This window comes from Bosea sp. PAMC 26642, from assembly GCF_001562255.1.
Lineage (GTDB): Bacteria > Pseudomonadota > Alphaproteobacteria > Rhizobiales > Beijerinckiaceae > Allobosea.
Genome location: NZ_CP014301.1, coordinates 2,482,862 through 2,496,138, shown reverse-complemented (window position 1 = coordinate 2,496,138; position 13,277 = coordinate 2,482,862). Strand labels below are relative to the sequence as shown.

The window sequence follows — 13,277 nt, the reverse complement described above, 5'->3', positions numbered from 1 at the left end:
ACGGAACGATAACTCAGTTTTCGGGGCTTTGGTCCCTGGGTGCGAATATCTTTCCTCATATGGCTAAGGCGCCGTCGGCACCCGCTCACTCGATGGCATTGAGAGGTTTAGAGATGCTTTCGAGCGGCTGTCGCTCGGCTTTTACGGCGTAGCGCGCCGCGACGATGGCGGCGCCCAGCATCAGCGCTGCGCCGAAGAGGTAGCCGGCGAAGACACTGCCGCGCAAGCCGGTGTCGATCAGGATGCCGAAGAGCCATGGCCCTGCCACCCCGCCGGCGCCGGTGCCCACCGCGTAGAAAGCCGCGATAGCGAGCGCGCGCATTTCGACCGGGAAGGTTTCGCTGACCGTCAGATAGGCCGAACTCGCCGCGGCCGAGGCGAAGAAGAAGACGACGCTCCAGCAGAATGTGAGCTGTTGCGCCGTCAGCAGGTTCTGCCAGAAGAGATAGCCGGTGCCGGTGAGCAGCAGGGCCGACATGGCATAGGTAAAGGCGATCATCGGGCGACGGCCGATGGAATCGAAGAAGCGGCCCAGGACAAGCGGTCCGAGGAAATTGCCGGCCGCGAAGGGCAGGATGAACCAGCCGATCGCCTGCGACGGCACCTTGTAGAAATCCGTCAGGATCAGCGCGTAGGTGAAGAAGATCGCGTTGTAGAAGAAAGCCTGGGACACCATCAAGGCTAGGCCGACCAGAGCGCGGTCGCGGTGGACGACGAAGAGGGCGCGGAAGACCTCGCCCAGCGGCGTATGGCTGCGCGGCCGCAGGCGGGTCAGCGGCAGGTTCTCGGTCTCTGAGTAGGTCACGCCGGCGCGTGCCTCGATGCCCTGGACAATGGCAAGCGCCTCTTCGGGGCGGCCATGGCTGATCAGCCAGCGCGGACTTTCGGGAATCCATTGCCGCAGCACCAGGATGATCAGGCCGAGCGCCGCGCCGATGAAGAAGGCGAGCCGCCAGCCGCGTTCCGGGTCGATATGGGCGGGGTCGAGCAGCACGATCGCGCCGACCGCTCCCAGCGCGGCGCCGACCCAGAACGAGCCGTTGATGACGAGATCGACCCAGCCGCGCACGCGTGCCGGCACGAGTTCCTGAATGGTCGAGTTGATCGCGGTGTATTCGCCGCCGATGCCCATCCCCGTGAAGAATCGGAATACGATGAAGCTCGCGAAGCTCCAGGAGAAGGCGGTCGCAGCGGTCGCGATGAGATAGACGAAGAGCGTGATGGTGAAGAGCTTCTTGCGGCCGAGACGGTCGGTCAGCCAGCCGAAGAACAGGGCCCCGAATACGGCGCCGGCGAGATAGGCCGCGCCGGCAATGCCGATCTCGGTGTTGGTGAAGCGAAGGACCGGGCTTTCCTTGAGCGCTCCGGACACCGAACCTGCAAGCGTTACCTCGAGACCGTCGAGGATCCAGGTCACGCCGAGTGCGACCACGACGAGCGTATGGAAGCGCGACCACGGCATGCGGTCGAGTCGTGCGGGGATATCGGTCGCGATTGTGGGGCGCAGGCCCATCTCCGGCGCTGTCATGCCGGCATCCTCCCGTTTGTTGCGCCGTCCTCGTTGGGGCGGCGTCGTTATCGAAGAGCGGCGCCGCGAGGGCGCCGCTCCATCGTCAGGCAATTCAGATCAACGCACGATCACGCGACGGCGGATGACGCGGCGCGGACGGCGCACGACGACACGGCGACGAACCACGACCGGCCGGCGGCGATAAGGCCCCCGTTCATAAGGGCCGCGGCGGCGCACGACGCGCTCACGGATTACGACCTGATTGAAATCTGCATCGGCCTGATCGAGCCCGGCTTTGGTAGCGGTATTGATCGCACCAGCCGCGGGGGCTGCAGGGGCCGGGTCGGATTTCGGGGTGGCGGCCTGAGCGATCGAGGCGCCACCGAGCCCGGCAACGGCCAGACCACCGAAAAGGCTCACTACAAACGAACGTCTATCCACGAGTTTCTCCAAATATTGCGGTTGTTCAGAACCAGTATTGTCGACCCGCTCCGAGTTGAGTGGCGCAATGCGGCTACAACGCGGCAGAAGGATAACAGTCCGTTCAGGGAAAGGTTCCCCACGCAGGTTTTTCAGCCTTCTTAACCACTCGTTCACCATGAGCCCGGCAAGAATTGCCGGGTTCGCCCTGTGCGGGCGGCGTGGAGCAGGCTGGTCGATGACGGATGTGACGGCAGGGGCGGCAAAGGCGAGCGCCGGCTTCGACATGAGTCGCGGGGGCATGGAAAAGCTCCTCAACCGGCCTGACCTGTTCCTCGCGATCGGCGTCATGGGCATCCTCGTGGTGCTCATCTTCCCGCTGCCGGCGCTGCTGCTCGACCTGCTGCTGGCGCTCTCGATCATCCTGTCGGTGCTCGTGCTGATGACCGCGCTCTTCATCGAGGAGCCGCTGGAGTTCTCGGCCTTCCCGACGGTTCTGCTGATCGTCACGATGTTCCGGCTGGCGCTGAACATGGCCTCGACGCGCCTGATCCTGTCGCATGGGCATGAGGGCGGCGCGGCCGCCGGCCATGTCATCGAGGCCTTCGCCAATTTCGTGATGGGCGGTAATTTCGTGATCGGGGTGATCGTCTTCACCATCCTGATCATCGTGAACTTCGTCGTCATCACCAAGGGTTCGGGCCGTATCGCGGAGGTCGCGGCGCGGTTTGCGCTCGATGCCATGCCCGGCAAGCAGATGGCGATCGATGCCGACCTGTCGGCCGGTCTGATCGACCAGGAGGTCGCCAAGGTCCGCCGCAAGGCGCTGGAGGACGAGGCGAACTTCTTCGGCTCGATGGACGGTGCCTCGAAATTTGTGCGCGGCGATGCGATCGCGGCCCTGTTGATCACCTTCATCAACGTTCTCGGCGGGATTATCATCGGTGTCGCCCAGCAGGGCATGAGCTTCGGCGACGCGGCGCATAACTACACGATGCTCACGGTCGGCGACGGGCTCGTCAGCCAAATTCCGGCGCTGATCGTCTCGACGGCGGCGGGCCTGCTCGTCTCCAAGTCCGGCGTGCGTGGCGCCGCCGACAAGGCGCTCGGCAAGCAGCTTTCGGGCTACCCCAAGGCGCTCGGCATGTCGGCCGCCGTCATGCTGCTGATCGCGATCCTGCCCGGCATTCCGATGCTGCCCTTCCTGGCGCTGGCGGGCGGTTCGGCCTGGCTCGCGCGCCATTTCGGCAAACTCGCCAAGGCCCGCGAGGTCGAGGCCGCCAATGTCGCGCAGGAAGCCTCGCCGCTGTCCGCCGACGGCACGCCGAAGGAGGAGACGCTCAACGACCTGCTCAAGCTCGACGAACTGAAGATCGAGATCGGGTACGGGCTCCTGCCGCTGGTCAATGCTGCTGCGGGGCAGGACAGGCTGACCGACCAGGTCCGTGCCCTGCGCCGGCAGCTGGCAGCCGAGCTCGGCTTCGTCATGCCGGCCGTGCGGATCGTCGACAACGTCCAGCTCGAGGCGAACCACTACTACATCAAGATCAAGGAGATCGATGCCGGTCACGGCATCGTCTATGCTGGCCAGTTCATGGCGATGGACCCGATGGGCGGCTCGGTGAACCTGCCCGGCCATAATGTCCTGGAGCCGACCTTCGGCCTGCCCGCGACCTGGATCGACGCGGCTCTGCAGGACGAGGCGCAGCTGCGCGGGTTCACGGTGGTGGATGCCGCCACAGTGATCTCGACGCATCTGACCGAGGTGCTGAAGTCGCACATGCCCGAGCTGCTGTCGCATGGCGAGGTGCAGAAGCTGCTGCGCGAGCTGTCGAAGGACCATTCCGATCTGGTCAAGGAGATCGTGCCGAGCCAGATCTCGACCACCGGCATCCAGCGCGTGCTGCAGCTCCTGCTCTCGGAGCGCATCTCGATCCGCGATCTGGCGACGATCATCGAGGGCATCGCCGAGGTAGCCGGGCATCTCAAGAATCCGCGCGACATCGCCGAACATGTCCGGATGCGGCTTGCGCGCCAGATCTGCGCGCAGTTCTCGAACGGGCAGGGCAGCCTGCCGATCATCACGATGTCGCCGGCCTGGGAAAGCGTCTTTGCCGAATCGATCGTCGGGCAGGGCGACGAGCGCCACCTCGCCATGCAGCCCTCGCGGCTGCAGGAGTTCGTGCATCAGGTCCGCGAGAAATTCGAGGACGCAGCGCGGATCGGCGAGATGCCGGCTCTGGTCACTTCCGGACTGGCGCGACCCTTCGTGCGCCAGATCATCGAGCGCTTCCGGCGCGAGACGCCCGTGCTCTCGCAGGCCGAAATCCACCCGCGTGTACGGTTGAAGACGGTCGGGAGCGTGTAAGCGGCGTCAGGGGGCTGCGCCGGAGCGGCTGCGTTTAGGCCGCCAGTTCGTAGGGGGTTACCAAGGCATCCGCGGGGATGCGCCATTCGTGGCTGAGCCTGAAGACCATCTCCATCGTCAGCGCGCGCTTGCGACGCAGAATTTCCGAGGCCCGCGACTTCGACCCGATAAGTGCAGCGAGGTCGCCTTGGCTCAAACCGCGCATCGCCATCCAATGCTTGAGCGTTTCGATCGGATCTGGCGCCCCGACGGGGTGATGCGCATCCTCATAGACTTTCAGGAGGTCTGCCAGAACGTCGAAGCGCGCCGCTTCGGGCGTGCCGGCTGCGGGCTGGCGCTCAAAGTACTGCTCTATCTCCGCGAGCGCCCAGTCGTAGTCGGCTTCGTTGCGGATCGCCCGTACATCCATCTGCATCACACGGTCTCCGGATCGATTCTGTCGTAGTTGCGATGAGTTCCGATGAATTTGATCAGCACGCGCCGATAAGCATAAGCGACGTGGACGACCAGCCTGTATTTGTTGCCGCCAATATCGAATATGACGCGGTTGTCGCCGACGAAATCCACCGTGGTTCCGAATTGATCCTTCAGTTCGGCGGGTCCCGTCCATTCCGCCCTGCTGACGATCGCATACCAGGTTCGTAATGGCAGCTCGGCACGTGGCTCGCTCTCCCAGAACGTTCTCAGCGAGCGGCGCGCGATCACTTGCATATCTGGGCAGTAGCATTTTCCCAAAACGGGAACAAGACAATTCCCCGGATGGGAACATGTGTAATCGCGGCAATCGGCGCGTGCCGAACGCGACAGGGTGCGATCTTGCTCGTCCCGCAGCCGGCCCATGCCACCATACTCGCTGCGCAATGGCGCCGGCCCGCTTCAGCCGCTAAGCCCGTTGCATGTCCCGCAACGCCGTCCTGTTCGCTCTCATGTGCCTCGTCTGGGGGCTGACCTTCATGCCGGTCAAGGTCGGGTCCGCGCATGTGCCGCCGATCTTTCTGGCAGCGGTGCGGTTCTGGATCGCCGGGCTGCTGATGCTGCTCTGGGCCGGACGGGACGTGCCGAAGGTGCCCGCCGAGGCGCGCTGGCGGCTGATCGTGACGGCTCTGCTGGTCAATACCGGCAACTATGCCTTCCTGTTCTGGGGCACGGCGCAGGCGCCGTCGGGGCTGTCGGCCATCGTCAATTTCGCGACGATCCCGATCTATTCGCTGCTGGCGAGCCGCGTGATCGAGGGGCAGGCAATCAGCCGGCGCCGGGTCATAGCGATCCTTGTCGGCATGGTCGGACTCGGCTTCCTGTTCGCGACGCGGAGCTTTGGGGGCTTGAGCGCCGCTCAGGGGAACCCGCTCGAGGTTTGGGGGCTGGCCGCGGTCGCTTTCGGCACGCTGCTCTATTGCGTCGGCGCCGTGCTGTCGCGGCGGATCGCCGGCACGATGCCGACGCTGACGCTGGCAGGATGGCAGACGCTGATCGGTGGCGCCGGGCTCACGGTGATCGCGCTGGCCCTTGAAGACATTGGGCCGGCGCAGTTCGCTGCCCTGATATCGTGGCCGGTCGCGCCGGCGCTGGCGACCCTGGTAATCGGAGGCTCGCTGATGGGTTTCACCATCTATCTGCGGCTGCTGCGCGACTGGGGCGCCTTCCGGGCGGGGCTTTACGCCTTCGTCAGTCCCGTCATCGCCGTCACGGCCGGTGTGATCGTGCTTGACGAGCCGTTCGGCTGGGCCGAGGCCGTCGGTGCCGTGCTGATGTTCGGGGCTGCCGCGATCGCGCTCAGGCGCTAACTTTCGTCAGGGTGGCGGCGCGATGCGGGTGTTGCGCCTGAGCTGCGCGCGTTCGAACGCAAGCACCACCGGCAGCGAGATCACCAGCGGCAGGATCAGGTAGAACAGCCGCCAGATCAAAAGCGCTGCGAAGACCGCAGGCGCCGGGACACCGGGCATCACCGCCAGGAACACGGCCTCCATAACGCCGACGCCGCCCGGGACCTGGCTCAGAAGCCCGGCCGAGAAGGAGAGCAGGAAGGCGCCGAGCACGATCAGGAAGCCCGGATTGCCCTGGTCGGGCAGCGCGAAATAGATGATGCCGGCTGCGCCCGCGAGCTCGAGCGGCGCGGCAAGATATTGCCGCGCTACGATCGGCAGGCGGGGATAGATGACCTCGAACTTGCCGATTTTCAGTGGCTTGAATTTCAGCCAGGCGCCGACGGTGTAGAGCGCGACGAAGGCCAGCATGCCAATGCCGATCATGCGTGCCGTGCCGTCGCCGATTCGAAACCAGGTCGAGAGCCGGCCGAGCGGACGCAGGATTTCCGGTTCGTAGAGCAGCACCAGTCCCATCAGCAGGATCGTGCCGAAGGCGAAGGTGAAGGAGCAGAGCGCGACGAGCACGGCGACGTCGGCCGCCGACAATCCCTTGGCGGTATAGGCGCGATAGCGGACCATGCCGCCGGAGAACACCGAAGCGCCGATGTTGTGCGACAGCGCATAGGTCACGAAGGAGCATAGCGAGATGTAGAGCCAGGAGATGCCCTTTTCCTTGCCGATATGCAGCAGTGCGATGCGGTCGTACCAGGCGAGCGCGGCATAGGCGACAAGGGTGGCGAGCGCGGCATGCAGGAAGGCGTCGGTGGGGATGACCGCGATCTTCTGGCCGATGCGGCTCGCGACGATCCTGAGATTATCCCAGAAGCTGCCCTGTTCGAGCAGGGTCTGGATCGCGGCGTCGGTGCCGGCCTCCGCCTTGAGCTTGTCCCAGAGCAGATCGACAGACCAGACGACCGCGACGAGTCCGATGATCGGCCAGAGATAATCGAGGTATTTTTTCATGAGACCCGCGGGCTGCGAGGAGGCGGAGTGCTATGCGTCGATCGCCCGCCGACCATGCAAAGATGCAGGGTCGGCGGGCGCAACCTCTCTGCCAGCGGGCGCAGACAAGGGCAAGCGGCGGTTTGCCGCTTGCCCCGTACGTCGTCGCCAGCGCCTACTTGCCGTTCGTCTTGAGCCAGGCGCGCATCTGGGCGATCTCCTTTTCCTGATCGGCGATGATGCTCGTCGCGAGCGCCTTCAGGGCCGGGTCCTTGCCATGGGCGAGCATGATCCTGGCCATGTCGATGGCGCCCTGATGATGCGGGATCATGCCGCGAACGAAATCGGCGTCGGGATCGCCGGTGAAGGCGATGTCCATGTCCTTGTGCATCTTCATGTTGGCTGCCTTGAACGCCGTGGTGGAGGCGGAGTCCTTTGCAGATGCGCCAGGCATGCCATGGCCCTGATGCTGCTGGGCAAGAACTGGTCCCGCAACGGCGAGAGTGCCGGCGAGCAAAGCAGCGAGTGCGGTCGAGGTAAGGTGTTTCATAGCGATATCCTTGAGATTTCAACGACGTCGGCTGGCCGGTCGGCCTCAACGCTGCGCCGTTCTGTTTTCAGATGGATTTGGCAGACAGGTATGCGCCCTGGCGCGGCGGCCGCTCGGCCGGCTCGATGATGGCGCCTACCCCCGTCCTGTCAGGATCTGACGGACGCGTTCGCCATTGCGCGATGCGCGGTGCGGCCGGCGATTGCGGCGCGACTGCCAGCAGGCCGCAGCCGAGGATGCAGCAGGGTGGCATGATGTGCGTGGCGGCGGGGGCCGGTTCGCCGTCGTCATGGCAAGGACGCGTGTCGGATGCGGTGGCGGTCGCGTGGTGGTCGCCGGACACGGCCGCAGGGACCGTCGCCATGTGGATCGCCGAGGCTGCGAGCGTCGCGTGCGGCAGCACGGCGAACAGCATGACGGCCATCGCAAACAGCCAGCGCAGCCGTTCCGGCGCGGTCCAGCCGATCCTTGTCGAACGTGCAGGTGTGCGTCCAGTCGGCATCATCGACGTGATCTTTCAGCTGCGATCATGTCAGGATCGCGGCATCATACACGTTGCGATGTTTTGATTCCTGCGAAAGCGCCATGCCTGACACCCTGACCATCAGCCTTGCAGGCACCACGGACCTGCCGCCCGGCAAGATCGCGGCCATCGTCACGTCGCTGGAGATGGTCGCGCCGCCTCCGGTCCGGCCTGACCCGCCGTGTCTCGAGGGTTTCTCGCTGGAGCGCATCGGCGCCCGGGAGATCGCGCGCTACCTCGCGCTCTATCGCCTGATCGGGGAGCGCTGGATGTGGTTCAGCCGGCTGGTCAAACCTGTGGGCGAGGTCGAGGCCATTCTGGCAGATCCGGGCGTCGAGACTTTCCTCGTCCGCCATGCGGATGAGGATGTCGGGCTGCTCGAACTCGATTTCAGGATCGCGGGCGAAGGAGAATTGGCTTTCTTCGGCCTGAGCGAAAAAGCGCTCGGGAAGGGAGCGGGACGGTGGCTGATGAACCGCGCGCTGGCCTTCGCCTGGGCGAAACCGATCTCACGCTTCTGGGTGCATACCTGCACGCTGGATCATCCCGGTGCCCCGGAATTCTATCAGCGCTCCGGGTTCGTCGCCTTCAAGCGTAGCATCGAGGTCGATGACGACCCACGGCTCAGCGGCCATCTCCCACGTGGCTCGACTGGCTACCATCCCGTGATCGGATAACGGATCGCCCCGCCTCCGCCAGGGCTTCAGACGCTGGCGCGCGAGCGCAGGCCGATCGAATCCATCATCGCCTGGTCGCGTGCGGCTTCGGCGGCGCGCTCGGTGGCGCGTTCGCGATCGTCGAGGATCTCGACCTTCTTCATGTCCTCGAAGGCTTCCTGCAGCGCCGCCTTGGCGTCGTCGAGCTGGCCCTTCAGATTGTCGGCCGACTGGCGAAGATTGTCGCGGCGGCCGAGCGCGGCCTTGGCGTAGGTCGGGTAGGCGAAATGGCCCGGGTCGGAGATGCCGGCGCGGGTCTCCTCGCTCTGGATCTCGCGATCAAGGTCGCTCGCCATGCGGTTGAATTCGGCGATCATCATCTCGATCTGGGCTACCCGGCGACGCTTTTCGTCCACCTGGAAGCGCTTGAGACGCAAAAGTGTGTCTCGCGACTTCATGTCGTGTCCAACTCCTGATTACGCAGTGGGCATGTGCCGACCCCTCGGCGCGTGCCCGGAACTCCATCCGCGAGACGAAAACCACAATGGAGCAAGGAGGTTGACCGTTCCTTACCGAAAATCACCGCATCCGACGCATGGTGGGAGCGTTGCTACTGACGCATCGAGGCGGGGCGTCTTGTCACTTTCGCCTGCAAGAGACTCGCTGCATCGTTCAGTGCCCATTGGTGGATCGCTCCTTTGCCTGCCCTTCCGCGCCTTCCGGAACATGGACTGCTGATCTGCGGTCTCGTCGTCACGCGCATCATCGGCTGGGGCTCGACATTCTACGCGCTGTCTGTTCTGGCGCGAGACATCGAGCGGGATCTCGGGCTGGACGTCACCGTGGTCTTCGGCGGCATCACCATCCTGCTGGTGACCGGGGCGGCGCTCGCGCCTGCCGTGGGCCGGCATCTCGACCGAGAGGGCACCCGCCGGGCGATGTGCATTGGTGCCGTGGTCTGCGCGCTCGGGCTTGCGCTGCTGAGCGCGGCGCAGGGGCCCGTCAGCTACCTCGCGAGTTGGGTCGTCATTGGGGTCGGCCATGCCTTTTCGCTGGCGAATGTCGGCAGCGTCACCGTCGCCGATCTGATGGGGCCGCGTACCAGCCGGGTCATCGGCCTGATGATGCTTGCGACTGGGCTCTCCTCGGCCGTGTTCTGGCCGCTCGCGGCCGTACTCACCGACACTTATGGCTGGCGGGCAACATGGTGGATCTTCGGCGCGCTGCAGATCGTCGTCGTGTTTCCGATCTACGCTGCCATTCCACGCCGTCGGTTCGCGACCCCGGCTGCCGCAACGGAGCCACTTGCCGGCGACCTCGCCGACGGGCGTGTCCCGCCCGTCCACCGCCGCGTGGCATTCTGGCTCGTCGCGCTCGTCTTTTCCGCGAGCGGGCTGGTATCGTGGGGACTGCCGCTGCATCTGATCGATCTGCTGCGGAACTCCGGCCTCGGCCAGGCCGAGGCCGTCGGCATCGCCGCACTCGGCGGGCCCGCGACGCTGCTGGCGCGATTGGTCGATGCGACGATCGGGGAGAGGGTGCCGGTCGAGCGGACGGCCTTGGCTGGCCTGGTGCTGGGGCCGTTGTCGTGCTTCCTGCTCGTGCTCGCGCCGGGGTCGCCGCTTTCGGCTGCCGCATTCGTGCTGTGCTTCAGTGCGGCGATGGGCGTCATCTCGGTCGCCCGCGCCACGCTGCCGCTGGCCCTGTTCGGCCGCGCCGGCTTCGGCGCCATGCTGGGCCGGCTGACCGTGCCTCAGAATCTCGCCTTCGCCGCGGCACCCTTGCTGTTCGCGTTCATGATCGAGCGATTCGGGCGGGACCTGGCCCTGGTCGGTTCGGCCGCGATCCAGGTCTTAGCCCTGCTGGCCATGCTGGCGCTGGTGCGCCTGCTGGCACGGCCCTGACGCTCAACCGTTCATGATCGCAGCCAGCCTCGCATAGCAGTCCGGGAGGGAGGTGGATTCGTCCTTGGCCTGCTTCAGGAACCCTTCCAGCGCCGGGTTGAGCCGGATCGCTTCGTCCACTTCCTCCGAGGCGCCCTGGCGATAGGCTCCGAGCCGAATCAGTTCCTCCATATCGGCATAGGTCGCGAGCGTTGCGCGCGCCTTCTGGACGACGGGATAGAAGGCCGGGTCGCAGGCGCGCGGCATGGTTCTGGAAACCGATTTCAGGACGTTGATCGCCGGGTAGCGCCCACGTTCGGCGATCGAGCGCTCCATCACGATATGGCCGTCGAGGATGCCGCGCACCGCGTCGGCCACCGGCTCGTCATGGTCGCCGCCGTCGACCAGCACGGTGAACAGACCCGTGATCGCGCCGTCGCCGACGCCCGGCCCGGCGCGTTCGAGCAGCCGCGGCAGTTCGGCGAAGACGGTCGGCGTATAGCCCTTTGTGGTGGGCGGTTCGCCGGCGGCCAGCCCGATCTCGCGCATCGCCATGGCGAAACGTGTCACCGAATCCATCAGGCACATCACCTGCCGGCCCTGATCGCGGAAATACTCGGCGAGCGTCAGCGTCGTCATCGCGGCCTGCTTGCGCATCAGCGCCGGCTCGTCGGAGGTCGCGACCACGACGACCGAGCGAGCGAGGCCCTCGGGGCCGAGGTCGTCCTGCAGGAACTCCTGGACCTCACGGCCGCGTTCGCCAACGAGTCCGATGACATTGACGTCGGCCCTGGCGTAACGCGCCAGCATCGAGAGCAGCACCGATTTGCCGACGCCGGAGCCGGCGAAGATGCCCATGCGCTGGCCGAGGCAGCAGGTCAGGAAGGCATTGAGCGCGCGCACGCCGAGATCGAGCGGGGGACCGACGCGGCGCCTGGAATGGGCCGGGGGCGGATCGTTGCGGAAGGTACAAAGCCTGTCGCCCTCGGGCAGAGGCGGACCGCCATCGACGGGGCGGCCGAGCGCATCGACGACGCGGCCGAGCCAAGCGGAGGTCGGCCTGATACCGGGCTGTGCCTTGTCGACATAGGCCGGGCAGCCGCGACGCACACCGTCGAGCCCGCCATAGGGCATGACCAAAGCCTTCTCGCCCGAGAAGCCGATGACTTCGCAGGGAACGCGCGTGCCCGGCGCGATCTCGATCTCGATGCGTCCGCCCAGGCTCATCGCCCCGATCGGTCCCGCGATCTCGACGAGCAGCCCCTTCACGGCCACGACCCGGCCATACATCGTAACACCGTCGAGACCGGCGATGGCGTTTGCGAGGCTGGCCAAGCGTTCGGAGCTACGAAAGGGGCTGTTCATAAGTGTTTCCGTCAACCTTTCGTTTACCTGTGTGATTAACACTAAGCGTCGAGGCTGCTTCGTGTCGCCGGGTGTTTTGGCCCGGTTCCGTGGAGCGGATCTCCGCGAAAGGCGATTTCGCGGGCGAGGGCTTTCCGATCCGTGTCAATTTCGACTCACCTCGACAAGGATCGTGTCTTTCTCCCAAGAAGCGCTTGCGCACGGGAATCACGGTTTGTTAACCATTTTCCCGGTAGCGTGTCGCGTGGCGTTTCATCGGGCAAGCGCGTCGTCGTCCAGGGTCATGAGGGCCCGGACGGGAAGCACGCATAGCTTGTCCGCGGGCGAAATTGGGGACGTGACATGCGGGTTCTGCTGATCGAAGACGATAGCGCGACCGCCCAGAGCATCGAACTGATGCTGAAGTCCGAAAGCTTCAACGTCTATACGACGGATCTGGGTGAAGAGGGCGTCGATCTCGGCAAACTCTATGATTACGACATCATCCTGCTCGACCTGAACCTGCCCGACATGTCCGGCTACGAGGTCCTGCGCTCGCTTCGGGTCGCCAAGGTCAAGACGCCGATCCTGATCCTGTCGGGCCTCGCGGGCATCGAGGACAAGGTCAAGGGCCTCGGCTTCGGCGCCGACGACTACCTGACCAAGCCTTTCCACAAGGACGAACTGGTCGCCCGCATCCATGCGATCGTGCGCCGCTCGAAGGGCCACGCCCAGTCGGTCATCACCACGGGCGACCTCGTCGTCAATCTCGACACCAAGACCGTGGAAGTCGACGCCGCCCGCGTCCACCTCACCGGCAAGGAATACCAGATGCTGGAGCTGCTTTCGCTCCGCAAGGGTACGACGCTGACCAAGGAGATGTTCCTCAACCATCTCTATGGCGGCATGGACGAGCCCGAACTCAAGATCATCGACGTGTTCATCTGCAAGCTGCGCAAGAAGCTCGCCAACGCGTCGGACGGCAAGAACTATATCGAGACCGTCTGGGGCCGCGGCTATGTGCTGCGGGAGCCCAACGAGGTCGAGCAGCGCATCCCGGCCTGATGCCGGCCGATCGGGGCCGTCACGCTTCGGTCACGACGATATGCGACATGATCCATCGACCTGATCGTCGGATGTACACGACAGGTCTACGGGGACCCCGCCGAGAGGCGGGGTTTTTGTTGTCGGATGGTGCGTAGGGTGTGCCTGTCCT

At 65.1% G+C, this 13,277-nt stretch carries 15 protein-coding genes; 6 read left to right on the top strand and 9 right to left on the bottom strand.

Going from position 1 to position 13,277, the window contains the following annotated elements; genetic code table 11:
- Window positions 1-85: 85 nt before the first annotated feature.
- A complete protein-coding gene (locus tag AXW83_RS11970; RefSeq protein WP_066613781.1) occupies window positions 86-1,528 on the bottom strand; it encodes an MFS transporter in 1,443 nt (480 codons plus the stop codon).
- Between the two features lie 99 nt (window positions 1,529-1,627).
- Window positions 1,628-2,233, bottom strand: coding sequence for a hypothetical protein (locus AXW83_RS27040; RefSeq protein ID WP_168166031.1), 606 nt, complete (start codon window positions 2,231-2,233; stop codon window positions 1,628-1,630).
- Here AXW83_RS27040 and flhA point away from each other — a divergent pair.
- Window positions 2,217-4,298 carry a flagellar biosynthesis protein FlhA gene (gene flhA / locus AXW83_RS11960; protein ID WP_236841892.1) on the top strand — a complete coding sequence of 694 codons (2,082 nt, stop codon included), beginning with the start codon at window positions 2,217-2,219 and terminating at the stop codon, window positions 4,296-4,298. The genes AXW83_RS27040 and flhA overlap by 17 nt on opposite strands.
- 34 nt (window positions 4,299-4,332) lie before the next feature.
- On the opposite strand, the gene AXW83_RS11955 is transcribed toward flhA, so the two are convergent.
- Window positions 4,333-4,707 (bottom strand): helix-turn-helix domain-containing protein, encoded by a 375-nt coding sequence (locus AXW83_RS11955; protein ID WP_066620372.1) that lies wholly within the window; start codon window positions 4,705-4,707, stop codon window positions 4,333-4,335.
- 5 nt (window positions 4,708-4,712) lie between these two features.
- Entirely contained in the window at window positions 4,713-5,009 is a 297-nt protein-coding gene (locus tag AXW83_RS11950; RefSeq protein WP_066613770.1) for a type II toxin-antitoxin system HigB family toxin, read from the bottom strand.
- A 185-nt stretch (window positions 5,010-5,194) separates the two neighbouring features.
- Between AXW83_RS11950 and AXW83_RS11945 the strand changes: the two genes are divergently transcribed.
- Window positions 5,195-6,082 carry a DMT family transporter gene (locus AXW83_RS11945; protein ID WP_236841891.1) on the top strand — a complete coding sequence of 296 codons (888 nt, stop codon included), beginning with the start codon at window positions 5,195-5,197 and terminating at the stop codon, window positions 6,080-6,082.
- A gap of 6 nt (window positions 6,083-6,088) precedes the next feature.
- Here the strand turns inward: AXW83_RS11945 and AXW83_RS11940 are convergent, their stop codons facing one another.
- The 3 genes from AXW83_RS11940 to AXW83_RS11930 all read right to left on the bottom strand — a co-directional run bounded on the left by AXW83_RS11940 (window position 6,089) and on the right by AXW83_RS11930 (window position 8,070).
- A complete protein-coding gene (locus AXW83_RS11940; protein WP_066613768.1) occupies window positions 6,089-7,126 on the bottom strand; it encodes a lysylphosphatidylglycerol synthase transmembrane domain-containing protein in 1,038 nt (345 codons plus the stop codon).
- 154 nt (window positions 7,127-7,280) lie between these two features.
- Complete coding sequence (gene copM / locus AXW83_RS11935) at window positions 7,281-7,655, bottom strand: CopM family metallochaperone (protein WP_442855236.1); 375 nt, start codon at window positions 7,653-7,655, stop codon at window positions 7,281-7,283.
- Between the two features lie 67 nt (window positions 7,656-7,722).
- On the bottom strand, window positions 7,723-8,070 hold the full coding sequence (locus AXW83_RS11930; protein ID WP_156639969.1) for a hypothetical protein: 348 nt from the start codon (window positions 8,068-8,070) through the stop codon (window positions 7,723-7,725).
- On the opposite strand from AXW83_RS11930, the gene AXW83_RS27035 reads away from it, so the two are divergent.
- Together AXW83_RS27035 and AXW83_RS11925 are read left to right on the top strand one after the other, a co-directional pair.
- Window positions 8,069-8,224, top strand: coding sequence for a hypothetical protein (locus tag AXW83_RS27035; RefSeq protein ID WP_156639967.1), 156 nt, complete (start codon window positions 8,069-8,071; stop codon window positions 8,222-8,224). The genes AXW83_RS11930 and AXW83_RS27035 overlap by 2 nt on opposite strands.
- Window positions 8,225-8,240: 16 nt before the next feature.
- Window positions 8,241-8,855, top strand: coding sequence for a GNAT family N-acetyltransferase (locus AXW83_RS11925; RefSeq protein WP_066613765.1), 615 nt, complete (start codon window positions 8,241-8,243; stop codon window positions 8,853-8,855).
- Window positions 8,856-8,881: 26 nt separating this feature from the next.
- On the opposite strand, the gene fliJ is transcribed toward AXW83_RS11925, so the two are convergent.
- Window positions 8,882-9,292, bottom strand: a complete 411-nt coding sequence (gene fliJ, locus AXW83_RS11920; protein ID WP_066613764.1) for a flagellar export protein FliJ — start codon at window positions 9,290-9,292, stop codon at window positions 8,882-8,884.
- A 240-nt stretch (window positions 9,293-9,532) separates the two neighbouring features.
- Between fliJ and AXW83_RS11915 the strand changes: the two genes are divergently transcribed.
- Window positions 9,533-10,738, top strand: a complete 1,206-nt coding sequence (locus AXW83_RS11915) for an MFS transporter (RefSeq protein WP_066613763.1) — start codon at window positions 9,533-9,535, stop codon at window positions 10,736-10,738.
- 3 nt (window positions 10,739-10,741) lie between these two features.
- On the opposite strand, the gene fliI is transcribed toward AXW83_RS11915, so the two are convergent.
- On the bottom strand, window positions 10,742-12,052 hold the full coding sequence (gene fliI / locus AXW83_RS11910) for a flagellar protein export ATPase FliI (RefSeq protein ID WP_066620367.1): 1,311 nt from the start codon (window positions 12,050-12,052) through the stop codon (window positions 10,742-10,744).
- A gap of 372 nt (window positions 12,053-12,424) precedes the next feature.
- Here fliI and ctrA point away from each other — a divergent pair, with 372 nt between their 5' ends.
- A complete protein-coding gene (gene ctrA / locus AXW83_RS11905) occupies window positions 12,425-13,126 on the top strand; it encodes a response regulator transcription factor CtrA (protein WP_066613761.1) in 702 nt (233 codons plus the stop codon).
- The last annotated feature ends 151 nt before the right edge of the window (window positions 13,127-13,277 follow it).